We start from the raw sequence: 22290 nt of genomic DNA, 5'->3' as shown, positions 1-22290 counted from the left end.
AAATCCTGGCGCAGGGTCGAGACACGGAGACGCGTCGCTCCATATTGCCGTGCCATGTGGCGCGAGCGTGAGCTGCAAGCAAGCGCGTGGGGAGTGCGGGACATGGAACGAGGGATGCGGCCGCTGCCGCGGCAATCTGTCCGACGGTCTCTCTGGGGCTCATGCTCGGACGCCTGGATGAAGATCCCGAGAATTCGGCAAGGTTGAAATATTGTTCGCAACAGTTGCTTGACGTTATCGAACTGCGCACGCCCGTCTTGCGATGTCATTGAGAATAGCATATCAAGAAATCGTAGCGGGCGAAGTTGCTGCGCATTCTACAGCGCATGCAGGACAGACGGTGACGCCGCGGGTTCGATCCGCGGAACGAGCGAGCATCGGCGCGAAGGCGGTCGAGTTGCTTGCGTACCCTATTCACTGCATCGCGTCAGGAGAGCTCTTCCGATTATGACCGACATCGAACACTCCGCGGATTATGTCGAACTGACCGTCGACATCGTTTCGGCTTACGTGAGCAACAACCCGGTGCCTCCCGGCGAACTGGCTCAGTTGATCACGCGCATTCATGGGGCACTGACCCAGATTGCCAGCGGCCAGATCGAGGCCAAGACGCCTGCCGCGCCGCTTCAGCCCGCAATCTCCGTGAAGAAGTCGGTGACGGCCGATCACATCATCTGTCTCGAAGACGGACGGACCTTCAAGTCGTTGAAGCGCCACCTGCGCGCTAAGTACGACATGAGCCCGGAGCAATACCGCGCCAAGTGGGGCCTGCCGCCCGACTACCCGATGGTTGCTCCGAACTACGCCAAGGCGCGTTCGGACCTCGCGAAGGCGATCGGTCTCGGACAGACCCGCAGCGGGAACTACGACGAAGCGGCTTGAGGCTGCGACCGCTCCGGAGCACCCGTGGTCTCCGGAGCCCGTCTCCGTTGGCGAAAAGGCCTCGATCGCGTCGCGACCGGCCCCAACCACCCCGAACCGGGACGGGCTGACGAGCGATTGGCAAAATGGCCGTCAAGACTTGAACTAGGATATTTTTCCCGTACTGTCGGCTCTCTGGCGCGTGCCACCGCTGTCTTGAGTACTGGAACAAAACATGAACATTGATCGGACTGCCCCGTCGATCGCTGCCGTGCGTCCGGCCCGGGAGTATGGCGCCCGCCCTCTGCACGCCCGTTGCGGGAACGAGGTGTTGAGCCCCAATGCCCGGCGTCTTCTCAACGCCCTCGCGCAGGAAGGCGCTTACGCGCTGCCCGATCCCACCGAGACCGAGGAATGGATCGTCCGGGAGGGCGGTACCGGCATCTCCGTCGGCGGCGGTCGCTTCGGGCGAAGCGCGGGCGCCGAATTGCTGGCCAGAGATCTCGCGGAATGCGGCTCGGGACGCCGGGCCCGCCTGACGATCAGCGCGGCCGGACGGGCGCGGTTGCGCCGGGAAGCGGCCGGCCCGCAGACCCCCTATCTCGCCCAGCATCTCGACCTCGTGAGCAGCCTCGTCGCGCCGGACCGGCCGGTCCGCGATGCTTCCGAGAGCCCCCTGGCCTGGATGGCGCGGCGGCGGGATCGCGACGGCACGCCTCTCATCGACGCAGCCTGCTTCGAGGCGGGGGAACGCCTGCGCCGGGACCTGACCGGGGCCGCGCTGATGCCGCGGATGGGTCAGGATTGGAGTGGCGTAAAGGTCGATGGATCAGGTCCGCGGGATCCGGCCGCCGGCTCCGACGCGATGCTGGCCGCACGCCAGCGGGTCCGGGCGGCCCTCGATGCCGTCGACAGCGACCTGTCCGGCCTGCTGATCGACCTGTGCGGCTTCCTCAAGGGCCTGGAGCGGATCGAGGCGGAGCGACGCTGGCCGGCCCGCTCGGCGAAGGTGGTGGCGCGGATCGCCCCGGCGCGCCTGGCCGAACATTATGGGCTGGAGCGCGCGGCGGTCGGGCCGGACCGTGCCCGGTCGCGCCTGTGGCGGGAAGCCTCCGGTGCAAGCGGCGCGGCGGGGCTGATCGGTTCTCGGCGGGGGCCGTTCAGGCGGCTGTCAGGCGGATCGCATCCCGGTGGATGCGCTCCGCCATGGCCCGGACGCCGTTGGAACGCTTCGAGGTCAGATGGGCCCCGAGCCCGATCTCCTTGAAGGTCTGGAAGACGTCGACCTTGGCGATGTCCTCCGGCGCCTTGCCGTCATGAAGGGCCATGACGAGGGCGATCAGCCCCTTGGTGATCACCGAATCGCTGGTCCCCCGCAGGTGCAGGCGGGGCGGGGTCTCGGCGCGATCGATATGGGCGTCGACCCAGACTTGGCTCTCGCAGCCATGGACCCGGTTCTCCTCGGTCAGCAACTCCTCCGGGAACGGCGGCAGGGCACGCCCGAGTTCGATCAGATACTCGTAGCGGTCCGGGCCCTCATCGAGGATGCCGAAATTGTCGATGATCGTCGCAATATCTGGAAGCATGGGTGGGGGAACGGCTCCTGTGCGGCGGCACCCCTGCGCATATAGTCCATGCCGGCGCCAATGCGATCCTCAGGACGGCTGCGCCAGGACCTCGGGGAGTTGCAGCGCCAGGGGTTCGGCGGCCGTACCGATGCCCCGAACAGCGATCTCGGCCTGCGAAGCATAGGCGGCGATCAGGCGAGGGCCGAGATTCGGCACCTCGAGCTTGCCGGGGGCGGCGCCCTCTCCCGCTCCGGAGACGATGCTGAGGCGCACGGGACCGCCCGCCGCCGCGTCGATCTGGATCGCGATGGTGCAGGCGACCGTCTCGGCGGTGGTATCGAGGCATTCCGACACAACCTCGGCGACGATCATCCCGAGGGCGTTGGCGGTGCGCGGCTCGACGAGGCTGGTGCCATGACCGCCGACGGTGACGCCGATGCGCCCCGCCCGGCGCAACTGGCCAAGGCCGGAGGCAAGCCGGTGCAGGTAGTCGCGCAGGTCGATGGAGGCGATGTGGGGTGCCTCGTGAAGGTGCTGCTGCACGAGGGCGATGGCACGGACCCGTTGACCGAGCGCCTCGAAGCTGCCTCGGCAGGGGGCCGGCGCGGCACGGCCGTAGAGACCGATCAGGCTGACCATCACCTGGAGGTTGTTGCGCACCCGATGGTAGACCTCGGCGAGGAGCGCCTCCTTCTCCACCAGCGCGCGCTCGGAATGCTCCTCGGCATGCTTGCGGTCGGTGATGTCGAAGCAGGTCCCGAGAAAGCCGACGAAATCGCCGTTCTCGCGCAAGGGCTTGGCGGTATCGAGCAGCCACCGGTAGGCGCCGTCGTGCCGGCGCAGGCGGAACTCGGACGTGAACGGTTCCTGCGCGGCGAACGCCTTGGCCACGATGGCGGCGTGGCGCTCGAGGTCGTCGGGATGAAGGCCGCGAAGCCAGCCGTGGCCGAGTTCCTCCTCGACCGAGCGGCCCGTGAAGGCGAGCCAGGATTCGTTGTGATGGACGGCGGCCCCCTGGGGATCGGCACGCCACATCATCAGGGGCACGAAATCGGCGAAACGCCGGAACTCGCCGCACCCCATAACACTCACCGATGCCGCCTCGGTCGACGGTGTGTCCGCGGCCATGATGTCTCGATCCACCCGTTCCAAACACCGGCCCCGTCCGAGCCAGCGCCGGTCAACGTGCCGGGCATGGGCCCGTTCCGATCCTACGTTGTGATGGGGGGCCGCCATCCGCTGCCGGCATGGATGCCGCGGGACGGCGGCGCCGTCAGAGCATGCTGGGCAGGATCCGGTCGGGCGGCCGATGCCCGTCCATGAAGGTCTTGATGTTGATGATGACCTTCTCGCCCATGTCGACGCGGCTCTCGTGGGTGGCCGAGCCCATGTGGGGCAGGAGCACGACCTTGCCGGCGCGGGCGAGCTTGACGAGGCGGGGGCTCACCGCCGGCTCCTGCTCGAACACGTCGAGGCCGGCGCCGGAGATGTCGCCGGCCTCGATCAGGCGGGCGAGGGCGGTCTCGTCGATGACCTCGCCGCGGGCGGTGTTCACCACCACGGCCTCGGGCTTGAGGAGCTTGAGGCGGCGGGCCGAGAGCAGGTGGTAGGTGGCCGGCGTGTGCGGACAGTTCACCGACACGATGTCGACGCGGGCCAGCATCTGGTCGAGGGATTCCCAGTAGGTCGCGTCGAGGTCGCGCTCGATCTGCGCGGGAACGCGCCGTCGGTTGTGATAGTGGATCTGCAGGCCGAAGGCCTTGGCCCGGCGGGCCAGGGCCTGGCCGATCCGGCCCATTCCGACGATGCCGAGGCGCTTGCCGGTGATTCGGCGGCCGAGCATCCAGGTCGGCGACCAGCCGGTGGTCCAGGCGTCGTCCGGGATGATCCGGGCGCCCTCGGTGACCCGGCGGGCCACGGCGAGGATCAGCGCCATGGTCATGTCGGCGGTATCCTCGGTGAGGACGCCGGGGGTATTGGTGACGGTGATGCCGCGCTCCAGGGCCGCGGCGACGTCGATGTGGTCGACGCCGTTGCCGAAGTTGGCGATCAGCCGCAGGTTCGGGCCGGCCTGGGCGAGGAGTCCCGAATCGATCTCGTCGGTCACCGTCGGGACCAGGACGTCGGCCTCGCGCACGGCCGCCATCAGGGCGTCGGGCGCCATCGGGGCATCGTCGGTGTTGAGTCGGATCTCGAAGAGCTCGCGCATGCGCGCCTCCACGACCTCGGGCAGACGCCGCGTGACGACCACGAGCGGCTTGCGCTTCAACGACGACATGCACCCTCCCCGCGAACGGTGTCGGCCAGCCCCGATCCGACCCGGCCGGTCTCCGGCGCGATCTCCGATGCGGGGGCGACACCGCCGGCTTACCGCGCGTTAACCACGCACCGGTCAAGACATTCGAGACGACCGGGCCGACAGCCGGAAGGCCACGACCCCAGGGTCCTCTCGACCCTAGGGCCTCTCTACCAGAGAGGCCGCGGAACACAATGCACGCCGGGGCCGGCCGCCACCCTTCGGCTCGCACCGGACAGCGTGAAGGATCACCGGACGATGCGCGCGCCTGCCCTGCTCCTCACCCTCGCGACCCTGCTGTCGGCCGGCGCCGCCGCGGCCGCCCCGGCGTCGGGGGCCGGCCCCGACGTCGCCCTCGGGCCGGTGACGAAGCTGCCCCTGCCGCGCTACGCCAGTCTGAAGACCGACCGGGTCAACCTGCGCGAGGGCCCCTCGAAGGACCACCGCACCCTCTGGGTGTTCCAGCGGGCCGGCCTGCCCGTCGAGATCGTGGCCGAGTTCGAGACCTGGCGCCGCATCCGCGATTCGGAGGGCACCGAGGGCTGGGTACTGCACTCGCTGCTCTCGGGCCGGCGCACCTCCATCGTCACCGCCGGCAAGGGGGGCGACAAGGCCCCGGTGCCGCTCTACGCCAAGGCCGAGGAGGCCTCCGGCGAGGAGGCCCGCCTCCAGGCCGGCGTCATCGGCAGCGTCAAGACCTGCACCGGCGCCTGGTGCCGGATCATCGTGGCGCTGCCCCAGCGGCGCGGCGACGTGGACGGCTACATCCGCCAGGACCGGCTCTGGGGCGTCTATCCCAACGAGAAGGTCGAGTAGGCCGCCCCCGTCGGCGACGGGCGCCCCTCACGATTGGCGCATGAAGGTGTCGGGCGTCCCCGTGCCGTCGGTGACGAAGCGGATGTCGCGCGGCTCGCGCCGGGGCGTGTCGACGGAGAGGAACACCATCGGCTGCTCGAGGATCTCGGGGACCGCGTGCACCACCCCGCGCTTGAAGAACACCAGCTTGCCGGGGCCGACCTCCACCGGCGCCTCGTCGCCGAATGTCATCAGGCAGCGCCCGGACAGCACGTAGAGGTACTCGTCGCAGGAGGCGTGGCTGTGCGGCGGCGTCGGATGGTAGACCCGGAACACCCGGGCGCTGGCCGCCGGATCGTCGGTGAAGCGGTGATCCGCCACCATGGTGTCGGAGGTCTCGGGCAGGCGCGCGGCCTGCTCCGCCACGTCGAAGACGCCGTGCGCCGTCAGGCTGTCCGTACTCATCGCATGCGTATCCTTGATTTTGCCGGTTGTCTCGCAGCCCCGGCAGAGTAGCGGGAAACGCTGCCGCCGGGGAGCCGGTCCCGGGCGGCCCCCTCGGGCCCGGAAACCGCGCGCGGCGCGGCTCAGCCCGCCCACCGGATCGTGTTGCGGCCGGCCTCCTTGGCCTCGTACAGGGCGCGATCGGCCCGCCGCGCCAGGTCCTCGTAGCTCTCGCCCGACCGGGCGGCGGCGATTCCCATGCTGAGGCTGAGGGACGCCACCGGCTGGCCGCCCAGGGCCAGCGGTGCGTTCTCCACGGCCGCCCGGACGCGCTCGCCGACGCCCCTGGCGAGGTCGAGATCGCTGTGGGGCAGGAGGATCATGAACTCGTCGCCGCCGAGCCGGCCGACCCGGTCCCCGGCGCGGACATGCGACGACACCAGGGCGGCGAAGTGCCGGAGCGCCTGGTCGCCGGCCTGGTGGCCCCAGCGGTCGTTGATCTGCTTGAAATGATCGAAATCCACGGCGATCAGGCTCAGGGAACCCGGCGCCTCCGCGCGCAGCCAGCGCCGGGCCTCGGCCTCGAAGCCCCGGCGATTGAGGGTCCCGGTCAGGGCGTCGGTGATCGCCGAGGCGGTCATCTCCTGGCCGTGCGCGGCCAGGGCCGCGGTGAGGCGGGCCCGGGCGGTCACCTCGGCGGCGACCGGCAGGCAGATCACGAGCGTCACGGCCAGGAAGGCCTGGAAAGCCTGGGCCTGCGTCGCCGCGTCGGCGGCGATCAGGATCATCGGCCCGCGCCCCTGCATCGTGGCGATCCCCCCGATGACCGCGACCAGCATCACGGCAGCCTCCACGCCGAGGCGTCCGACCCGGAACGTGACGAGCATCAGCGGGGGGAAGATCGCGAAGAGCAGGGGCCGCGTCGCCAGGAAGAAGACGCCGTAGGCGACGAGGCCCACCAGGACCAGCAGCGCGGCCGAAAGGCCTCGTTCGCGCCAGGTCTTCCGGGCGAAGCCGTCCACGAAGTCGCCCCGGACGACCGTGGAGAGGAAGGGTGTGAAGACCAGGAGGCCGAGGCCGTCGCTGGCGACCCAGGTGGCGAAAGCCTTGGGCAAGGGTTCGCCGTACAGGGCGAAGGCCGTCAGGCTGCCGGGAACGGCGCTCACCGCGGGCGCCACCAGGCCCGCCACCAGGATGAAGCGCAGGACGGCGCCCGTCGTGTGCAGGATGCCCTCCCGCTCGCCCGATCGCCGCAGGAGGGAGACGGCCAAGCCGACCTCGATGAGATTGGCGAGGCCGTAGAGGATCGCTCCCGCAGAGGCCCCCCGGGTGATCAGGTTGGCGGCGACGCCGGCCACGAAGCCCGCGCTCAGCACCGCGCCCCAGCGCGGCCGCTCCTGCGCGAGCAGGAGGGCCACGAGGATCGCGTTGGCCGGCCAGATGGTGGCGATGTCGCGTCCGTTGCTCGTCAGATGGATCGTCAAAGCGGCGGCTGCGAAGTACGAGATCGCCGCGAGGAACCAGATCCCCACGATCGGATGCCCAATCAGTCTGACTAAGTCTCTGATGATCATGCCTAAATCTAAGGCTTGTCAGATTAATTATCAGTTAAACCCGATAAAACTCGACTAAAGGCTGAATCCATGACTGTAGTTGTATCGTGGATCTGCGTATCAACCCGGATCATCCCGGAGCATCGCGGTTTGCCGGCGAGGCCGGCGGTCGCGGCTCTGCGGGCCGCCACGGCCGATCACCCGGCCTTTTAGACCCTGCGCAAGCCGCCCCGAGCGCGTGCGCGAATCCGGATCGGCGCGTCCACCGCCCGGTGCAGGGTCGGCCTGCGCCGGTGCTTCATGCACGCCCCCTCTCCGGGAGATGGGCTTGTCCGGGCACGACGCAGGCGGGCGCGCATGATGTCCTGTTCCCTCCGATGCGTCGTCGCGCATCGTTGTCCACTCGGAAGACTTCCGATCAGCTTGTTGGGCGAGCAGGATGATTCGTCTTAACAAAGGACTGATGACGAAATTGTGATTTCGTCTTGGATGATGCCATTCAGGTCTTTTCGGGGGTCTTCGAAACGTCGGCGTTCCACCAATGCCCTCCTTTCAATCATGTCCGTTTGCCGGCACGGATCGCTCGCCGGACGCCGCGGTGACGTCCGCGCGTCTCGATGTCCGGGCGGCGATGAAGCTCAGGATCGAACCAATCCGGCCGCTTCAACGCCTGATCCCGGGGGAACATCCGGTCGTTGCCGGCCGAGGCCGGAATGGAGCGCGGGCCGTCCCGCCGCGCGATGCCCGGGACCGGGGAGCGCCGGGCGGTTCCATCGACCCGGGATCGGGTCGTCATCGGGCGTCTGCCCTCTTCACGACCGGCAGAATCCCACCATCGCGCGACGATGAATAAAGTCCATGAATAGGATTTTATGTTTGACAGCGCGACGCTCCTGGGGTATCAACAGGGCACGCTCAGGAAGTGTGAGTGGCACGGGAGACGGCGATGGCGAAGCTCGTGCCGATCGTCGCCTCGATCCGGGGGGCCGTCGAGGCGGCCATGCGGGACACCACGCGCCCCGTCACCGCCATCGCGGCCGAGACCGGGGTGCGGGTCACCACCATCCGGACCTGGAACAAGCGCTTCGGCTGGCGCCCCGCGGCGGCGACGGCCTCAACGGCCTTCACCCCCGCGCGCTGGAAGCCGGCGCGGCGGGCGGCGGTGGCCCGGCTCTACCGCGAGGACTGGATCGACATCGGCGACCTCGCCCAGGCCCTGGGCGTCGCCCGGCACCGGGCCGAGGCCCTGTTCGCCCAGTGCGGCCTGGAGGGGCGCCGGCCCGGCGAGGTCGGGCGTGCCCTGGGGCTGGACGCCGATCCCCGCCGGATGCGGGCGGCGCTCCGGGCGCAGATCGCCCGGCAGATCCTGCATTTCGACGCGGCCCTGAACGGGGCGGCGGGCGCTCCGGCCTTCGACAGCGCCCGGGTCCTGCGGGATCTCGGCGGCCTGAAGCGCCTTCTCGACGAGACGACCGACGACGGGGCGGGGGGAAGCGATGGGGCAGGCTCCGGCGACCACGACGCGACCGCCCGCGACGGGGCGGGCGACGACCTGCCCGCCCTGCGCGCGGAGATCGCGCGGCGCGCTGCGGCACTCGGCGGCGAGCGGGCAGATGCCGGCCCTGCTGGCGAGCCTGCCGCCGCCCCTGATCCGGGCCCTGGCGACTGACTGGCTGCTGGCGGCGCGGGACGACCAGCTTCCGCCCTGCCCGTCCCTGCCGGACTGGACCACCTGGGCGGTGATCGGCGGGCGCGGGGCGGGCAAGACCCGCACCGGGGCCGAGTGGGTCCGCGCCCTGGCCCTGGGCGACCCGGCCTTCACCGCCCGGCCGGTGGGGCGGATCGCCCTCGTGGGCGAGACCTTCGCGGACGTGCGCGACGTCATGGTGGAGGGGCCCTCCGGCCTTCTCGGCCTGGCCGGGCAACGGCCGCGCTGGTCGCCCTCCCGCCGGCGCCTCGACTGGGACAACGGCGCGGTCGGCCTCGCCTTCTCGGCCGAGGAGCCGGATTCCCTGCGCGGGCCCCAGTTCGGCGCGGCCTGGTCGGACGAGATCGCCAAGTGGCGCTACGCCGAAGCCGCCTGGGACATGATCCAGTTCGGCCTGCGCCTGGGGCACCGCCCGCGGGGCCTCGTCACCACCACGCCCCGGCCGATCCCGCTGCTGCGGCGGATCCTCGCCGACCCGCGCACCGTGGTCAGCCGGGCGCGCACCGCCGACAACGCGGCGAACCTCGCCCCGGCCTTCCTCGAGGCGGTGGTGGGCCGCTACGCCGGCACCCGGCTGGGGCGCCAGGAGCTCGACGGCGAGCTGATCGCGGACCGGGCCGACGCCCTCTGGAGCCGCGACCGCCTGGAGGCGGCCCGCGTCCCGGCGGCGCCGGAGGCCCTGCGCCGCATCGTCGTGGCGGTGGACCCGCCGGCCTCCTCGAAGGCCGGGGCGGATGCCTGCGGGATCGTCGCCGCCGGCCTCGACGCCGCCGGCCACGCCTACGTGCTGGCCGACGCCACCTTGGGCCGGGCCGCCCCCGAGGCCTGGGCCGCGACGGCGCTGGCGCTCTACCACCGTCTCGCGGCCGACAGCCTCGTGGTCGAGGTCAACCAGGGGGGCGAGATGGCCACCGCCGTCCTACACCAGGTCGACGCCGCCGTGCCGGTGACCCCCGTGCGGGCGACGCGCGGCAAGTACCTGCGGGCCGAGCCGGTCTCGATGCTCTACGCACAGGGCCGCGTCCACCATGTCGGCGCCCTGCCGGCGCTGGAGGACGAGTTCTGCGACTTCGGGCCGGACGGCCTCTCCTCCGGCGCCTCGCCGGACCGCCTCGACGCCCTGGTCTGGGCCCTGACGCACCTCCTCCTGCGCAGCGGCCCCGAGCCGCGCATCCGGCGGCTCTGACGCCCCGTCCACACCGACGCTTCCGCGAGGCCCCGATGGCGAACCTCCTCTCCCGGCTCGTGCGCCGCGCCGCGCCCGCGGCCCCCGACAGCAAGGCGGCGCCCCTCGCGGGCCTCGGCGTCGCCTTCTACGGCGAGGGCCCGGCCTCCTGGACGCCGCGGGACATCGGGGCGCTGGCCCGCGCGGGCTTCCAGAGGAACGCCATCGTGCACCGGGCCGTGCGGCTGGTGGCCGAGGCCGCCGCCGCCCTGCCCCTCGGGCTGGCGGGGACGTCCGCCGCAGGGCCGCACCCTCTGGCGGCGCTGTTGGCCCGGCCGAACCCGCGCCAGGGCGGCGCGGCCCTGCTCGAATCGCTCTACGGGCACCTGATGGTCTCCGGCAACGCCTACCTCCAGGCCACGGGCCTCGACGGCGTGCCCCGCGAGCTCCACGCCCTGCGGCCCGACCGGATGCGGGTGGTGCCCGGCCCCGACGGCTGGCCGGCGGCCTACGACTACGCGGTGGGCGGCCGCACCCTGCGCTTCGACCAGGGCGCGGACGGCGTGGCCCCGATCCTCCACCTCACCCTGTTCCACCCCACCGACGACCATTACGGCCTCTCCCCGATGGAGGCGGCGGCGGTGGCCCTCGACATCCACAACGCGGCGGGGGCCTGGAACAAGGCGCTCCTCGACAACGCCGCCCGGCCCTCCGGCGCCCTGGTCTTCGCCACCGCCGCCGGCTCCACCTTGAGCGACGCGCAGTTCACCCGGCTCAAGGGCGAGCTCGAGGCGAACTACCAGGGCGCCGGCAATGCCGGGCGGCCCCTGCTGCTGGAGGGCGGGCTCGACTGGAAGCCCCTGGCGCTCTCGCCCAAGGACATGGATTTCGTCGAGGCCAAGAGCGGGGCCGCCCGCGAGATCGCCCTCGCCTTCGGGGTGCCGCCCCTGCTGCTGGGCCTGCCCGGCGACAACACCCACGCCAACTACGCCGAGGCCAACCGCGCCTTCTACCGCCAGACCGTGATCCCCCTGGTGCGCCGCACCGCCGAGGCCCTGGCCCACTGGCTGGAGCCGGCCTTCGGCCCCGCCCGCCTGGAGCCCGACCTCGACGCCATCGAGGCCCTGGCCCCCGAGCGCGAGAGCCTGTGGCGCCGGGTCCAGGCCGCCGACTTCCTCACCGAGGCGGAGAAGCGCGAGGCGGTGGGCTACGGGCCGCGCTGAGGTCGGACGGTCCGCCGGCCCAAGCCCGCCGGCCCAAGCCCGCCGGCCCAAGCCCGCCGGCCCAAGCCCGCCGGCCCAAGCCGCAGATCCCGTGTCTCAGGTCTCGTCCAAAGCCGGAGGGTTCGTCTCGGACTGGCCGGCCGGCCGCACCTGCGCCGACCCGGAACAGCGGACGAACGCCACGGGATAAGCCGGAACGTGCCGATCCTCGGAGACGAAGACGGCGCCTTCGGCGTTTGCCTGGGCGATGAGCAGGTGATCCCACGGATCCCCGTGGTGGCGCGGAAGGTCACCGAGGGCCAGCAGATGCGCCGGGGCGATCCCGATGATGTCGAAGCCCTGGTCCCGCACCGCGTCGAGGATCCTGTCGAGGTCGGCCTTCAGCTTTCCGACCCGCACCTTCACCTGGATCTCCCAGAGGGACGCGACCGAGACAAGCACGTCGTTGGCGGGGTCCGCGATCATGTCCTGGGCGACCTGGCCGAGTCTCGGGTCCGCGAGCAGCCACCAGAGCAGGGCGTGCGTATCGAGAAGAAGCCTCATTCCCCCCCGCTTTCCGAATTCGCGCCCTCCAAATCTTCGCCCTCCAAATCTTCGCCCTCCAAATCTTCGCCCTCCAAATCTTCGCCCTCCATGGCGGCCAGCAGCTCAGGAGGCAGGACATCGAAATCCGGTGCCATCTCGATCTGCCCGCGCAGGGTGCCGGGCCGGCGCAGACGGGACGGTGGGGGCGGCTGCACGATCGCGATCACCTCGTTGTGGGCGGTCACCGCGAAGGATGCGCCGTGGCGCACCTGCCGCATGAAGCCGGCGAAGTTGCCGCGAAACTCGCGCACGCCGACCTTTCGCGGCGGCTCTGGTGAAGCCTCGTCGTCCTGGGCCATGACCCGCCTCCATTGTGCACACACGATGTGTACACATTGGAACGAAGCGGTCAACGCGAACTACCCCGGTCCGTCGCACCGGTGCTCACCACCGCCCCCGTCCCCTCGCAGGGTCCTGCTCGCGGCGGCTCGAAGGATAGGCCGGAGCCGGCCGTCTCCCGTTCAAACCACGCGGCGGAGTTTCCCATGGACGGCCATTTCACCGGCTATGCCAGCCTGTTCGGCGTGCCCGATCTCGGGCGCGACGTGGTGGCGCCGGGCGCCTTCGGGCAGAGCCTCGCGGCGCGGGGCGTCGCGGGGGTGCGGATGCTCTGGCAGCACGATCCGGCCGAGCCGGTGGGGCGCTGGCTCGCCCTGCGCGAGGATGCCCGCGGTCTGCGGGTGGCGGGCCAGCTCAACCTCGCGGTTCAGCGCGCCCGCGAGCTCGACGCGCTGCTCGGCGCGGGCGGCCTCGACGGGCTCTCCATCGGGTTCCGCACGGTGCGGGCGCAGCCCCAGCGCGGCGGCCTGCGCCGGCTCGAGGCGATCGACCTCTGGGAGATCTCCCTGGTCACCTTTCCGCTCCAGGCGGGCGCGCGGATCGCCGCCCCGGCCCAGGCGGGCCTCGCCCCGGCTCGGGCCGCCGCCCTGGCGCAGGACATCCGGGCTCTCGCCCACCGCATGGCGCCGCCCCGGCGCGCGGCTTCCCCCTCCACCCGGCCCGGGCCCCGGCCCGCCGCCATCCTGCCCGCCCGCTCCGCGAGGTTCGCATGACCGTCCCCGTCCCGTCCGAGACCCACGCCGCCGCCCCGCGCGCCCCCGAGATGAAGGGCGCCTGGCCGCCCCTGGAGGACAAGGCCGCGGGCCGTGCCTCGAACGATCCGGCCCCGTCCGACCCGGCGGTGGGCACCGCCATGGCCGAGCTCGCCCGCGCCTTCGAGGCGTTCAAGGAGACCAACGACGCGCGCTTGGCCGCCATCGAGGGCCGCGCTCCGGGCGACGTGCTCACCGAGGAGAAGCTCGCCCGCATCGACGCCGCCCTCGATACGGCGCGCACCCGCCTCGACCGCCTCACCCTCGACGGCCGCCGCCCGCCCTTGGGAAGTGGCGCGCCCCTGGGCCAGGGCGGGCCGGCGCCGCGCGACGGGGCCAGCCTCGAGCACAAGGCGGCCTTCGACCTCTACGTCCGGTCCGGCGAGAGCGGCGGCCTCAAGCGGCTCGAGGCGAAGGCCCTCTCGGCGGGGTCCGGCCCAGATGGCGGCTACCTCGTGCCGGCCGAGGTCGAGCGCATGGTGCTGACGCGCCTCGCCACCCTGTCGCCGATCCGGTCGCTGGCCACGGTCCGGGTCATCTCCGGCGGGCAGTACAAGCGCGCGGTCTCGGTGCGCGACGCGGTCTCGGGCTGGGTCGCCGAGACGGCGCCGCGACCGCAGACCGACTCGCCGGTCCTGTCCGAGCTGACCTTCCCGGCCATGGAGCTCTACGCCATGCCGGCGGCGACGCAGACGCTCCTCGACGACGCCGTCGTGGACATCGATGCCTGGCTCGCCGACGAGGTCGAATCGGCCTTCGCCGAGCAGGAGGGCACGGCCTTCGTCACCGGCAACGGGGTCAGCCGCCCGCGCGGCTTCCTGACCTACGAGCTCGTGGCGAACACCGCCTGGGTGCCGGGCAAGATCGGAACCGTCGCGACGGGCGTGTCGGGCGGCTTCGCGGCCGCGAACCCGTCCGACGTGCTGTTCGATCTCGTCTACGCCCTGCGGGCGGGCTACCGGCAGAACGCCACCTTCGTGATGAACCGGCGCCTGCAGAGCACGATCCGCAAGTTCAAGGACGCCGACGGCAACTACCTGTGGCAGCCGCCCCTGGCCGCCGACCGCGCGGCCACCCTCATGGGCTTCCCCGTGGCCGAGGCGGAGGCGATGCCCAACACGGGCGCCAACAGCCTCTCCCTCGCCTTCGGCGATTTCCGCCGCGGCTACCTCGTGGTGGACCGCGCCGGCCTGCGGGTGCTGCGCGACCCCTATTCGGCCAAGCCCTACGTGCTGTTCTACACCACCAAGCGCGTCGGCGGCGGCGTCCAGGACTTCGACGCCATCAAGCTCCTGTCCTTCGGCGCGTGAGCCCGACACCCCCGGGCCCCCGGGCCCGGGGGTGTCCGCTCCGAAGAGCGGGATCAATCTCTGGCTCGGGCCCGAGACCCAGCGTGACGGCGGGACCGGCAGGCTTCAGGAACCCCATCCGTGCGGCTCTCCCGCGAATGGCAGTGATCCGATGGCAGACCGTCCCGATGGCGCGGACGCCCTGACCGTCATGATCTCGGGCGGCTTCGCCCTGGCCTACCAAGCGGCGCTGCCGGCCTTCGAGGCGATGACGGGCTGCGCGTGCGGACCCTGTCGGGCGCCTCCCAGGGCCAGGGTCCGAAGACGATGCGCCATCAGCGAGAGCACGGCGCGGCGGTCGACGTGGTGCCCCTCTCAAACGAGGGCCTGCACAACCCGGTGAAGGCGGGGTGGATCGCCGCAGGTTCGACTGTCGCTCCGGCGAGCCCCCCTCACCTCGGATCGGACCGCGGACGCGATCCGCAGCACGGACATGACCCCCGCCAAGCCCGGCCCGGCCCCGTAGGTCGGCAGCCGTTGTCGCCGAGCGCCTCGGCCTACCGCCGGCCCGGCTTGGCCATCCAGTCCGACCGGGTCGCGCCGATGGCGGCGCCGGAGGGCATGCGGGCGAAGTCGGCCGCGCGGGCGTTGATCCAGCCGGCATGCTCGCCGGTGGGCGTCACGGCGGTGAAGCCGCCGCAGGCGGTGCGGGCCTTCCGGTCCTGGCGCATGGCGCCGCTGGACCAGCTCACCACGCCGACGATCTGGTAGCCGCCGGGGCCGCCGCGCAGGATCGGGCCGCCGGAATCGCCCAGGCAGGCACCGGCCCCCGCCGTCTCGGCCATGCGGCGGCGGTCGGTGACCACCGTGACCCGGTTGGCGACCTGCAGCGAGCCGATGGAGACGAGGTGGGCCTGGCGCAGGGTCCGGGCGGTGTTGCGCCGGTTCTCCGCGACCACGCCGAAGCCCGCGATGTCGACGGCGTCGCCGGTGTTGATGGCGCCGCCGCGGGGATCGAGGGGCTGGAAATCGCCGCTCAGGGGCTCGGCGAGCTTGATGACCGCGAGGTCGATGCCCGGCTGGTCCTCCGGCGTGGTGCCGGGCACGAAGTCGGGATGCATGGCAAAGGCGATGGCGTTGATGCGGCGCGAGCGGAACGCCCGGTCGACCGCCACCACGCTGTAGCCGGCCTGATGCATGACGCAGTGGGCGGCGGTGAGCACGAGGTCGCGGGCGATGAGCGTGCCCGAGCAGATCTCGCCCTGGGTGCTCTCGATCCGCACCACCGAGGCGCGCAGGCCGTTGGGATCGCGCGAGACCTCGCCGTTGATCACCGCGGAGGCCGGCAGGGGCGCCAGCGCGCCGAGGGCCGCCGCCAGCACCGTCGCTCCGATCCGGAGGCGGGTGGGACGGGTCGTGTGGCGCACAGCCTTGCTGGGGGCAGCCTTGCGCAGCGCGGTCGGCAACATCGTGTCTCTCCCGCGTCCGGCGATGTTCTGGACGAGAACGGCGTGGAGCCTATCGGAAGGCAATGGCTCGGCCAAGCTCTGGTTCCGCGGACCTTTCGTCATCCGGAGACCCGTTCAGACGCCGGACCAGCGCGCGGCGCTGCCCCAGCCCGACAGGGTCCGGTCGATCCAGTCGCGCTGCGGCCCGAGGAGGACGCCCTGCGAAACGCCGCCGCAGGCCTTGCCGGCGGCCCAGGCGGAGACCGCGAGGACGGCGGGCCCCGCGCCGATCGGCCCGCCGGAATCGCCCTGGCAGGCGCTGGCGCCGCCGGGACCGGCCCCGAGCCAGACCAGGAGGCGGCTCGGTCCGTGGGGCTCGATCACGCCGAGCTCGACGCTGCGGTAGGTCCCGGTGCTGCGGGCATCCCCGGCGGCGGCGACGCCGTAGCCGGACAAGGTCAGGCGCTCGCCCGCCCGCGGCAGCGCGGCGCTGAGGGCGGCCGGCACGAAGCGGCCCGGCAAGGGGGCGGCCAGGCGCACCAGGGCGAGGTCGACCGAGCGGCGGCGCCCCGCCACCGCACCCGCATCGTAGCCCGGATGGAGCGCGCGGGCCGTGATCTCGGCCAGCACCGGCGCGCCGGCCGCGTCCTTGTAATGCACCCGGTGCTCGGCCCGGGCCGCCACGCAGTGGCCGGCGGTGAGCACCGCGTCCGCCGCCACGACGATGCCGGTGCAGACGCCGCCGTTCGAGGACAGCACCATCACGGCCGAGCCCGCCGCCTCGGGGGCGGGGCGGCCGCCCACCACGGCGCCGGCCGGCCCGGAGGCCGGCGGTCCCAGCACGGCCAGCAGCACCGGAAGCCCCAGCAGGGCCGGGGCCCCGCGCCGCGCCGCGCGGCGGGTCCGGCCAGCGTTGCGCGCCATCGGGATCCCTTTCCTGGACGGCCCCCACACGGAGACGACGATGACCCCGATACGCGTCGACGATGCCCGCGTCGAGCCGGTGACGCTGGCGGAGATGCGCGGCGTCCTGCGCCTGGACCCGGACGATGGCGGGGCCGAGGATCCCCTGGTGGAGCGCCTGATCGCGGCGGCCCGGGCGCAGGTGGAGGTGGCCACCCGGCGCATCCTGGCGCCGGGGCGCTACCGCGTGATGCTCACGGCCTGGCCCGGCGACGGCTGGCTGCCCCTGCCGCTCAGCCCCCTCGTGGCCGTGGCGCGGACGGGCCTCGTCGATCCCGGCGGCACCGTCACCGACCTCGCCGCCGGGCTCGTCCGGCCCGGCGCGGACGGGATCGACGCGCCCGGCCTCGTCATCGACCCGGCGGTGCCGGCCCTCGACCGGCGCGCCGCCCTGATCGAGGTCGACGCGGGCTACGGCGGCGCCGGGCCGCCGCTGCCGCCGGCCCTGGCCCAGGCGATCCGGCTCCTCGTGGCCCACGCCTTCGAGCATCGCGGCGACGGGGCCGGCGACGACGTCCCGCCGCCCGCCCTTGCCGCCCTGGTCGCGCCGCTGCGGCGGCTGCGCCTGTAGCGCGCCCCGTCCCGGAGATCGCCGCCATGCCCCAGCCCCTCCCCCCCGTGCCCATCGGCGCGCGCCGCCGACGCTTCGTGCTCGAACGTCCCGTGGAGACGCCGGACGGCTTCGGCGGCGTGGTGCGCCGGTTCGAGGCCGGCCCGCTGCTCTGGGGGGCGATCGAGCCCCTGCGCCCGGTCGAGCGGCTCCGCTTCGGCCGCGCCGAGGCGGTCGCCACCCACCGGATCCGATTCCGCTTCGGCCCCACGATCACGCCGGCGATGCGCCTCGCCAGCGGCCCGCGCCGCTTCGCCGTGCGCAGCGCGGGCGATCCGGACGGGCGCCGGCGCGACCTCGTCTGCCAGGTCGAGGAACTCAACGTCGAGGAACTCGGTGCCGGGGCCGCCGCATGAGCCTCGCCCCCGCTCCCGCCGGCTCGCCCACCAGCCCGCTCCTGGCGCTGCGCGCCGCCATCCTCGCCTGGCTCGCCACCGACGCGCCCCTGGCGCGGCTGATGGGCGGGTCCCTGCGCCTGGCCGACGAGCCGCCCCGGGGCGCCGCGCCGGTCTACGCCCTGTTCGGGGACGCCGAGATCCGCGACGATTCCGTCGACGGCGCCCGGCGCCACCGGCACGCCCTCGGCCTGACGGTCTTCGCCCGGCCGGGCTCGCTCCGCAGCGCGGTGGATGCCGCCGAGCGCATCGCCGACCTCCTGCACGACGCGCCCCTCGCCCTCGCGGGCCACGTCCTCGTGCGCCTCGACCTGGAGGCCATCGCCGTGCGGCGCGATCCCGCCAGCGGCGAGGCCCGCGCCACCCTGACCCTGCGGGCGATCACCGAGCGCCTCTCCGCCTGACCCCTCGATCCACGGAGCCCCCCATGGCAGCCCAACGCGGCAAGGACCTGCTCATCCGCATCGCCTCCGGCAGCGGCTTTCTCGCGGTGGCGGGCCTGCGGGCGCGCCAGTTCGCCTTCAACGCCGAGACGGTGGACGTGACGAACGCCGATTCCGCCGGGCGCTGGCGCGAACTCCTGGCCGGGGCCGGGGTGCGCCGGGCCGCCCTGTCGGGCTCCGGGGTGTTCCGCGACGAGGCCTCCGATGGCCGCCTGCGGCAGGTGTTCTTCGACGGCAGCCTGGAGACCTACCAGATCGTGGTGCCGGCCTTCGGCACCCTGGAGGGCGTCTTCCAGATCACCAGCCTGGAATACCGCGGGGATCACGCCGGGGAGGTGACCTTCGACCTGGCCCTCGACTCGGCCGGCCCCCTCGCCTTCACGGACGCCTGATGGCCAACCGCCGGCGCGGCGAGGTGACCCTGGCCCTGGGCCCCGAGCGCTACACCCTCTGCCTCACCCTCGGGGCCCTGGCCGAACTCGAGGATGCCCTCGGGGCCGCCGACCTCACCGAGCTCGCCGCCCGCTTCGGCGAGGGGCGGCTCAGGAGCCGGGACCTCATCGCGCTCCTCGGCGCGGCCCTGCGCGGCGGCGGCCACGACCTCGACGCGGCCGCCGTCGCGGCCCTGCCGCTGGCGGGCGACCTGGAGGCGATCGGAACGGCGATCGGCGCCGTGCTCGCCGCGGCCTTCGGCGAGGCCCCCGAAACCCCTTGAGCCCCACGGGCGGGACCGCGCCGGAGCCGCCCTCCGCCTTCCCGTGGGACGAGGCGCTGGCGCTGGGCCTCGCCCGCCTGCGCTGGCGCCCGCGCGACTTCTGGCGCGCCACGCCGCGCGAACTGATGGCCGCCGCCGGCCTGACCGGGGCCCGCACCGCCCTCGACGGGGCGGCCCTGCGGGACCTGATCGCCCGCTTCCCCGACCCGACCTGATGCGAGGAACCCCGCCATGGCCGAGACCGACCCCGACCGCAGCACCGCGGCCCGCGCCCGGCAGCTGGAGACCCTCGACCGGCTCGCCCAGCGCTTCGGCCGGAGCCTGTCCCAGGCGCTGAGCCTCAATGTCGGGGCCGGGCGCCAGCTCGACAGCGTCCTCGGCACGCTGGCGACGAAGCTCTCCAGCGTGACGGTCAAGGCGGCCCTGAGCCCGGTCAAGGCCGGGATCACCCGGCTGGTGAACGGGCTGATCGGGTCGGGCGCGGGCAGTGCCGAAGCGGCCTTCGCCGACGGCGGGGTTCTGCAGCGGGGCCGGGTCCGCCCCTTCGCGGCCGGCGGCGTCGTGGCCGCCCCGACCTACTTCCCCATGCGCGACGGCCTCGGCCTGATGGGCGAGGCCGGGCCGGAGGCGATCCTGCCCCTGAAGCGCGGCAGCGACGGGCGGCTCGGCGTCGCGACGGGCGGCCAGGCCTCCGCCCCCGTGACCATCCACATCGCCACTCCGGACCTCGAGAGCCTCCGCCGCTCGGAGGCGCAGGTGGCCGCCGGCCTCGCCCGGGCGGTGGCCCGGGGCCGGCGCGGCTTGTGAGGCGAAAGGAGGAATCCAGATGGCCGAGGACCCGCCGAGCGACTTCCACGAGGTCCGCTTTCCCCTCGATGTGGCCCTGCGCGGCAGCGGCGGCCCGAGCCGGCTGACCGAGATCGTCACCCTGGCCTCGGGCCGCGAGCATCGCAACAGCCGCTGGGCCGATTCCCGCCGGCGCTACGATGCCGGCTTCGGCATCCGCACCCTCGACGCCCTGCACGCGGTGCTGAGCTTCTTCGAGGAGCGGCGGGGCCGGCTCTACGGCTTCCGCTACCGCGACCGGGTCGATGCGACCTCCGGGCCGCCCTCGCGCCCGATCGCGGCCACCGACCAGCTCCTCGGCCTCGGGGACGGGGCCACCCGGGTGTTCCAGCTCGCCAAGACCTACGGCACCGGGCCCGCGCCCTATCGGCGGACCATCGCCAAGCCGGTGGCCGAGAGCGTGCGGGTGGCGGTGGACGGCGTTGCGGTGCCGGTGGCCAAGGTCGCCTGCGAGGCCGCCACCGGCCGCCTTACCTTCGCGGCCGACGCCGTGCCGGCGGCGGGCGCGCGGGTGACGGCGGGCTTCGCCTTCGACATCCCGGTCCGCTTCGACACCGACGACCTCACCATCGACCTCTCGGCCTTCGCCGCGGGAGAGATCCCGCGGGTGCCGCTCATCGAGATCGTGCCGTAGGGGGCGCGAACCGCAGCGGCCAGGCGCCCGGGCGCCGGATCACTTTGCGGGGCGTGACGCGCCAGAGGCGCTCGGCGCCGGGGTGGTCCGCGAGGTCGGGAGCGTCGAGGACGACCTCGGAATGCCCGGTCATCTGCACGAGGTCGCCGGTCGCGAAGTCGATGAACAGAAGCCCGGCGCGCGGGTTGGCGAGCAGGTTGCCCAGTGTGTTGAAGAACCGGTTGCCGGCATAATCCGGCACCGTCAGGACCCCGTCCGCGCCGATTCGGACGAAGCCGGCGGGACCGCCTCGATGCGAGACGTCGACCTGCCGGCGGCCATCGGCGCCGACGGCGTAGCTCGCCACGAACATCGTCTCCGCGCTCCCGATGAGGGCGCGGGCCTGCCCGTCGAGGTGGTGCGATACCCGGGGCGCGGCCAGCGAGGCCGGGACTGGCGCCGGATCGGTCCGGACGCGGATGTATTGCGGGCAGTTGCCGAAGCTCTGCGCCATGCGGACCGCGAAGCCGTCCGGGCGGTCGCGCACCACCGTGCCGTTCAGGCGGTTGCGCCGCCGCGTGCCGAGGTCGATCCCGAGGAGGCCGAGGGCGGCGCCGTCCGAGAGCCCCGCCTCGGCGGGATCGTCGGGCTCGGGAGCCGCCCGGATCCGCAGGTGCCCGGGATCGGGTGCGTCGAGGAAGCCCGGCGCCCCGGTCCGCACCGTCGCCCAGGCCTCGCCGTCCGGGGCGACCGTCCCGAGCACCACGAAGGGGAGTTGGCGGTAGAAGGCGCGGTGCTGCGCGATCAGGTGGTCGCGGATCACCCGAGGACCCAGTTCGGCCATCCGCTCGGCGACGCCGACCCGGGCCTGGAGGGCGGTCTCGCCCGCGTGCCAGGGCGGGGTGGGCCGGGTTTCCGGGAGGGCGCGGGAGGGGTAGTCGGTGGGAGACATGGGCGTTCTCCTGACGGGAGGGATGGGACTCAGGCGGCGCGCAGGCCTGCCGGCGTCTGCGGGAAGGGCACGAAGCCCGGCAGCGCCTCGATGCGGGCGAGCCAGGCGCGGACGGCGCCGTAGGGGGCGAGGTCGACGTTCCCCTCCGGCGCGGCGGCGACGTAGCTGTAGAGCGCCACGTCCGCGAGGGTCGGGTGGTCGGCGGCGAGCCAGGGCCGCTCGGCGAGTTCGGCCTCGATGCGGCCGAGGATGGCGTGGGCCCGGGCGATGACCTCGGCCGCGTCGAAGGCGGCGCCGAAGACCGTGATCAGGCGGGCGGCCGCCGGCCCGAAGGCGATGGGCCCGGCCGCCACCGAGAGCCAGCGCTGGACCCGCGCCGCGCCGGCCGCGTCCTCCGGCAGCCAATCGGTGCGGCCGAGGCGCTTGGCCAGGTAGACCAGGATGGCGTTGGAATCGGGGACGACCGTCTCGCCGTCCACGAGCACCGGCACTTGGCCGAAGGGATTTAGCCTCAGGAAGTCCGGCGTCCGGTGCTCGCCCTTCGCGAGATCGACCGCGACGATCTCGCAGGGCTGGCCGACCAGGGACAGGAACAGGCGGGCCCGGTGGGCGTGGCCGGACAGGGCGACGTGGAACAGCTTCATGGGAGGCCTCATCGGGGACGGGGACAGAACCAGGGCCGGGGCACCGGCGACATCCGCATTCAAGACCAGGGTCCGGACGGGGA

Annotated in this window: 26 protein-coding genes and 1 pseudogene; 16 read left to right on the top strand and 11 right to left on the bottom strand. The window is 73.0% G+C overall.

What is annotated here, in order from left to right; all coding sequences use genetic code 11:
* Window positions 1-447 precede the first annotated feature (447 nt).
* Together ASF41_RS20890 and ASF41_RS24420 are read left to right on the top strand one after the other, a co-directional pair.
* A complete protein-coding gene (locus ASF41_RS20890) occupies window positions 448-882 on the top strand; it encodes a MucR family transcriptional regulator (protein WP_056211977.1) in 435 nt (144 codons plus the stop codon).
* Window positions 883-1084: 202 nt separating this feature from the next.
* Window positions 1085-1966 (top strand): annotated as a pseudogene (locus tag ASF41_RS24420) (DUF6456 domain-containing protein); the annotation flags it as partial.
* Window positions 1967-2021: 55 nt separating this feature from the next.
* Here the strand turns inward: ASF41_RS24420 and ASF41_RS20880 are convergent.
* The 3 genes from ASF41_RS20880 to ASF41_RS20870 all read right to left on the bottom strand — a co-directional run bounded on the left by ASF41_RS20880 (window position 2022) and on the right by ASF41_RS20870 (window position 4707).
* Window positions 2022-2447, bottom strand: coding sequence for a SufE family protein (locus tag ASF41_RS20880; RefSeq protein ID WP_056211975.1), 426 nt, complete (start codon window positions 2445-2447; stop codon window positions 2022-2024).
* Between the two features lie 69 nt (window positions 2448-2516).
* On the bottom strand, window positions 2517-3557 hold the full coding sequence (locus ASF41_RS20875; RefSeq protein ID WP_056496655.1) for a sensor histidine kinase: 1041 nt from the start codon (window positions 3555-3557) through the stop codon (window positions 2517-2519).
* A gap of 145 nt (window positions 3558-3702) precedes the next feature.
* Window positions 3703-4707, bottom strand: a complete 1005-nt coding sequence (locus tag ASF41_RS20870; RefSeq protein WP_056211971.1) for a D-glycerate dehydrogenase — start codon at window positions 4705-4707, stop codon at window positions 3703-3705.
* 276 nt (window positions 4708-4983) lie between these two features.
* Here ASF41_RS20870 and ASF41_RS20865 point away from each other — a divergent pair, with 276 nt between their 5' ends.
* Window positions 4984-5541 (top strand): SH3 domain-containing protein, encoded by a 558-nt coding sequence (locus tag ASF41_RS20865; protein WP_056211969.1) that lies wholly within the window; start codon window positions 4984-4986, stop codon window positions 5539-5541.
* 27 nt (window positions 5542-5568) lie between these two features.
* Here ASF41_RS20865 and ASF41_RS20860 read toward each other — a convergent pair whose 3' ends face one another.
* Together ASF41_RS20860 and ASF41_RS20855 are read right to left on the bottom strand one after the other, a co-directional pair.
* Window positions 5569-5985 (bottom strand): cupin domain-containing protein, encoded by a 417-nt coding sequence (locus tag ASF41_RS20860; RefSeq protein ID WP_056211967.1) that lies wholly within the window; start codon window positions 5983-5985, stop codon window positions 5569-5571.
* Window positions 5986-6107: 122 nt separating this feature from the next.
* Entirely contained in the window at window positions 6108-7496 is a 1389-nt protein-coding gene (locus ASF41_RS20855) for a diguanylate cyclase (protein WP_200941302.1), read from the bottom strand.
* Window positions 7497-8463: 967 nt separating this feature from the next.
* Here ASF41_RS20855 and ASF41_RS20845 point away from each other — a divergent pair.
* The 3 genes from ASF41_RS20845 to ASF41_RS20835 are packed head-to-tail and all read left to right on the top strand — an operon-like array spanning window position 8464 to window position 11613.
* Complete coding sequence (locus tag ASF41_RS20845) at window positions 8464-9186, top strand: hypothetical protein (RefSeq protein WP_056211963.1); 723 nt, start codon at window positions 8464-8466, stop codon at window positions 9184-9186.
* Window positions 9131-10411 carry a DNA-packaging protein gene (locus ASF41_RS20840; protein WP_056496649.1) on the top strand — a complete coding sequence of 427 codons (1281 nt, stop codon included), beginning with the start codon at window positions 9131-9133 and terminating at the stop codon, window positions 10409-10411. The genes ASF41_RS20845 and ASF41_RS20840 overlap by 56 nt, the downstream gene beginning before the upstream one ends.
* Before the next feature lie 35 nt (window positions 10412-10446).
* Window positions 10447-11613 carry a phage portal protein gene (locus tag ASF41_RS20835; protein WP_056211958.1) on the top strand — a complete coding sequence of 389 codons (1167 nt, stop codon included), beginning with the start codon at window positions 10447-10449 and terminating at the stop codon, window positions 11611-11613.
* Between the two features lie 96 nt (window positions 11614-11709).
* Here the strand turns inward: ASF41_RS20835 and ASF41_RS20830 are convergent, their stop codons facing one another.
* Both ASF41_RS20830 and ASF41_RS20825 read right to left on the bottom strand, forming a co-directional pair.
* Window positions 11710-12156, bottom strand: coding sequence for a type II toxin-antitoxin system VapC family toxin (locus ASF41_RS20830; RefSeq protein WP_056496647.1), 447 nt, complete (start codon window positions 12154-12156; stop codon window positions 11710-11712).
* On the bottom strand, window positions 12153-12497 hold the full coding sequence (locus tag ASF41_RS20825; protein WP_348271637.1) for an antitoxin of toxin-antitoxin stability system: 345 nt from the start codon (window positions 12495-12497) through the stop codon (window positions 12153-12155). The genes ASF41_RS20830 and ASF41_RS20825 overlap by 4 nt, the downstream gene beginning before the upstream one ends.
* A 186-nt stretch (window positions 12498-12683) precedes the next feature.
* Between ASF41_RS20825 and ASF41_RS20820 the strand changes: the two genes are divergently transcribed.
* Window positions 12684-13250 (top strand): HK97 family phage prohead protease, encoded by a 567-nt coding sequence (locus ASF41_RS20820; RefSeq protein ID WP_056211953.1) that lies wholly within the window; start codon window positions 12684-12686, stop codon window positions 13248-13250.
* Window positions 13251-13300: 50 nt separating this feature from the next.
* Window positions 13301-14599, top strand: coding sequence for a phage major capsid protein (locus tag ASF41_RS20815; RefSeq protein ID WP_082504731.1), 1299 nt, complete (start codon window positions 13301-13303; stop codon window positions 14597-14599).
* A gap of 536 nt (window positions 14600-15135) precedes the next feature.
* Here ASF41_RS20815 and ASF41_RS20810 read toward each other — a convergent pair.
* Together ASF41_RS20810 and ASF41_RS20805 are read right to left on the bottom strand one after the other, a co-directional pair.
* On the bottom strand, window positions 15136-16047 hold the full coding sequence (locus ASF41_RS20810; protein ID WP_082501477.1) for a trypsin-like serine protease: 912 nt from the start codon (window positions 16045-16047) through the stop codon (window positions 15136-15138).
* Window positions 16048-16161: 114 nt separating this feature from the next.
* Window positions 16162-16950, bottom strand: coding sequence for a trypsin-like serine protease (locus ASF41_RS20805; protein WP_082487288.1), 789 nt, complete (start codon window positions 16948-16950; stop codon window positions 16162-16164).
* Between the two features lie 40 nt (window positions 16951-16990).
* On the opposite strand from ASF41_RS20805, the gene ASF41_RS20800 reads away from it, so the two are divergent.
* Genes ASF41_RS20800 through ASF41_RS20765 form a run of 8 tightly spaced genes read left to right on the top strand, consistent with a single transcriptional unit; the run spans window position 16991 to window position 20632 of the window.
* A complete protein-coding gene (locus tag ASF41_RS20800; RefSeq protein ID WP_056496644.1) occupies window positions 16991-17560 on the top strand; it encodes a hypothetical protein in 570 nt (189 codons plus the stop codon).
* Window positions 17561-17586: 26 nt separating this feature from the next.
* Window positions 17587-17955 carry a head-tail adaptor protein gene (locus ASF41_RS20795; protein ID WP_056496641.1) on the top strand — a complete coding sequence of 123 codons (369 nt, stop codon included), beginning with the start codon at window positions 17587-17589 and terminating at the stop codon, window positions 17953-17955.
* Window positions 17952-18398, top strand: coding sequence for a DUF3168 domain-containing protein (locus tag ASF41_RS20790; protein WP_056496638.1), 447 nt, complete (start codon window positions 17952-17954; stop codon window positions 18396-18398). Before ASF41_RS20795 ends, ASF41_RS20790 begins: the two co-directional genes overlap by 4 nt.
* Before the next feature lie 23 nt (window positions 18399-18421).
* The gene (locus ASF41_RS20785) at window positions 18422-18829 is read left to right on the top strand and encodes a phage major tail protein, TP901-1 family (RefSeq protein ID WP_056496635.1); all 408 of its coding nucleotides are present in this window, start codon (window positions 18422-18424) and stop codon (window positions 18827-18829) included.
* Window positions 18829-19152 carry a gene transfer agent family protein gene (locus ASF41_RS20780; RefSeq protein ID WP_056496632.1) on the top strand — a complete coding sequence of 108 codons (324 nt, stop codon included), beginning with the start codon at window positions 18829-18831 and terminating at the stop codon, window positions 19150-19152. The genes ASF41_RS20785 and ASF41_RS20780 overlap by 1 nt, the downstream gene beginning before the upstream one ends.
* Window positions 19149-19367 carry a phage tail assembly chaperone gene (locus ASF41_RS20775; RefSeq protein WP_056277409.1) on the top strand — a complete coding sequence of 73 codons (219 nt, stop codon included), beginning with the start codon at window positions 19149-19151 and terminating at the stop codon, window positions 19365-19367. Before ASF41_RS20780 ends, ASF41_RS20775 begins: the two co-directional genes overlap by 4 nt.
* A 16-nt stretch (window positions 19368-19383) precedes the next feature.
* Window positions 19384-19959, top strand: coding sequence for a phage tail tape measure protein (locus tag ASF41_RS20770; protein WP_056496629.1), 576 nt, complete (start codon window positions 19384-19386; stop codon window positions 19957-19959).
* Window positions 19960-19978: 19 nt separating this feature from the next.
* On the top strand, window positions 19979-20632 hold the full coding sequence (locus ASF41_RS20765) for a DUF2460 domain-containing protein (protein WP_056496625.1): 654 nt from the start codon (window positions 19979-19981) through the stop codon (window positions 20630-20632).
* Here the strand turns inward: ASF41_RS20765 and ASF41_RS20760 are convergent.
* Window positions 20613-21563 (bottom strand): pyridoxamine 5'-phosphate oxidase family protein, encoded by a 951-nt coding sequence (locus ASF41_RS20760; protein WP_056496618.1) that lies wholly within the window; start codon window positions 21561-21563, stop codon window positions 20613-20615. The genes ASF41_RS20765 and ASF41_RS20760 overlap by 20 nt on opposite strands.
* A gap of 29 nt (window positions 21564-21592) precedes the next feature.
* Window positions 21593-22207, bottom strand: coding sequence for a glutathione S-transferase family protein (locus ASF41_RS20755; protein WP_056211931.1), 615 nt, complete (start codon window positions 22205-22207; stop codon window positions 21593-21595).
* Window positions 22208-22290: the final 83 nt, after the last annotated feature.

Source organism: Methylobacterium sp. Leaf111 (assembly GCF_001423285.1).
GTDB lineage: Bacteria > Pseudomonadota > Alphaproteobacteria > Rhizobiales > Beijerinckiaceae > Methylobacterium.
The sequence above is the reverse complement of the archived record's forward strand: the minus strand, read 5'-3'. Positions and strand labels throughout refer to the sequence as shown.

What these genes read in the sequence shown, in the direction of transcription:
- ASF41_RS20870 (WP_056211971.1), bottom strand. Translation starts at nt 4,707, where the DNA reads ATGTCGTCGTTGAAGCGCAAGCCGCTCGTGGTCGTCACGCGGCGTCTG.
- ASF41_RS20825 (WP_348271637.1), bottom strand. Translation starts at nt 12,497, where the DNA reads ATGGCCCAGGACGACGAGGCTTCACCAGAGCCGCCGCGAAAGGTCGGC.
- ASF41_RS20880 (WP_056211975.1), bottom strand. Translation starts at nt 2,447, where the DNA reads ATGCTTCCAGATATTGCGACGATCATCGACAATTTCGGCATCCTCGAT.
- ASF41_RS20785 (WP_056496635.1), top strand. Translation starts at nt 18,422, where the DNA reads ATGGCAGCCCAACGCGGCAAGGACCTGCTCATCCGCATCGCCTCCGGC.
- ASF41_RS20860 (WP_056211967.1), bottom strand. Translation starts at nt 5,985, where the DNA reads ATGAGTACGGACAGCCTGACGGCGCACGGCGTCTTCGACGTGGCGGAG.
- ASF41_RS20795 (WP_056496641.1), top strand. Translation starts at nt 17,587, where the DNA reads ATGCCCCAGCCCCTCCCCCCCGTGCCCATCGGCGCGCGCCGCCGACGC.
- ASF41_RS20760 (WP_056496618.1), bottom strand. Translation starts at nt 21,563, where the DNA reads ATGTCTCCCACCGACTACCCCTCCCGCGCCCTCCCGGAAACCCGGCCC.
- ASF41_RS20845 (WP_056211963.1), top strand. Translation starts at nt 8,464, where the DNA reads ATGGCGAAGCTCGTGCCGATCGTCGCCTCGATCCGGGGGGCCGTCGAG.
- ASF41_RS20815 (WP_082504731.1), top strand. Translation starts at nt 13,301, where the DNA reads ATGAAGGGCGCCTGGCCGCCCCTGGAGGACAAGGCCGCGGGCCGTGCC.
- ASF41_RS20835 (WP_056211958.1), top strand. Translation starts at nt 10,447, where the DNA reads ATGGCGAACCTCCTCTCCCGGCTCGTGCGCCGCGCCGCGCCCGCGGCC.
- ASF41_RS20800 (WP_056496644.1), top strand. Translation starts at nt 16,991, where the DNA reads ATGACCCCGATACGCGTCGACGATGCCCGCGTCGAGCCGGTGACGCTG.
- ASF41_RS20765 (WP_056496625.1), top strand. Translation starts at nt 19,979, where the DNA reads ATGGCCGAGGACCCGCCGAGCGACTTCCACGAGGTCCGCTTTCCCCTC.
- ASF41_RS20780 (WP_056496632.1), top strand. Translation starts at nt 18,829, where the DNA reads ATGGCCAACCGCCGGCGCGGCGAGGTGACCCTGGCCCTGGGCCCCGAG.
- ASF41_RS20810 (WP_082501477.1), bottom strand. Translation starts at nt 16,047, where the DNA reads ATGTTGCCGACCGCGCTGCGCAAGGCTGCCCCCAGCAAGGCTGTGCGC.
- ASF41_RS20840 (WP_056496649.1), top strand. Translation starts at nt 9,131, where the DNA reads ATGCCGGCCCTGCTGGCGAGCCTGCCGCCGCCCCTGATCCGGGCCCTG.
- ASF41_RS20805 (WP_082487288.1), bottom strand. Translation starts at nt 16,950, where the DNA reads ATGGCGCGCAACGCTGGCCGGACCCGCCGCGCGGCGCGGCGCGGGGCC.
- ASF41_RS20755 (WP_056211931.1), bottom strand. Translation starts at nt 22,207, where the DNA reads ATGAAGCTGTTCCACGTCGCCCTGTCCGGCCACGCCCACCGGGCCCGC.
- ASF41_RS20830 (WP_056496647.1), bottom strand. Translation starts at nt 12,156, where the DNA reads ATGAGGCTTCTTCTCGATACGCACGCCCTGCTCTGGTGGCTGCTCGCG.
- ASF41_RS20790 (WP_056496638.1), top strand. Translation starts at nt 17,952, where the DNA reads ATGAGCCTCGCCCCCGCTCCCGCCGGCTCGCCCACCAGCCCGCTCCTG.
- ASF41_RS20820 (WP_056211953.1), top strand. Translation starts at nt 12,684, where the DNA reads ATGGACGGCCATTTCACCGGCTATGCCAGCCTGTTCGGCGTGCCCGAT.
- ASF41_RS20865 (WP_056211969.1), top strand. Translation starts at nt 4,984, where the DNA reads ATGCGCGCGCCTGCCCTGCTCCTCACCCTCGCGACCCTGCTGTCGGCC.
- ASF41_RS20890 (WP_056211977.1), top strand. Translation starts at nt 448, where the DNA reads ATGACCGACATCGAACACTCCGCGGATTATGTCGAACTGACCGTCGAC.
- ASF41_RS20770 (WP_056496629.1), top strand. Translation starts at nt 19,384, where the DNA reads ATGGCCGAGACCGACCCCGACCGCAGCACCGCGGCCCGCGCCCGGCAG.
- ASF41_RS20875 (WP_056496655.1), bottom strand. Translation starts at nt 3,557, where the DNA reads ATGGCCGCGGACACACCGTCGACCGAGGCGGCATCGGTGAGTGTTATG.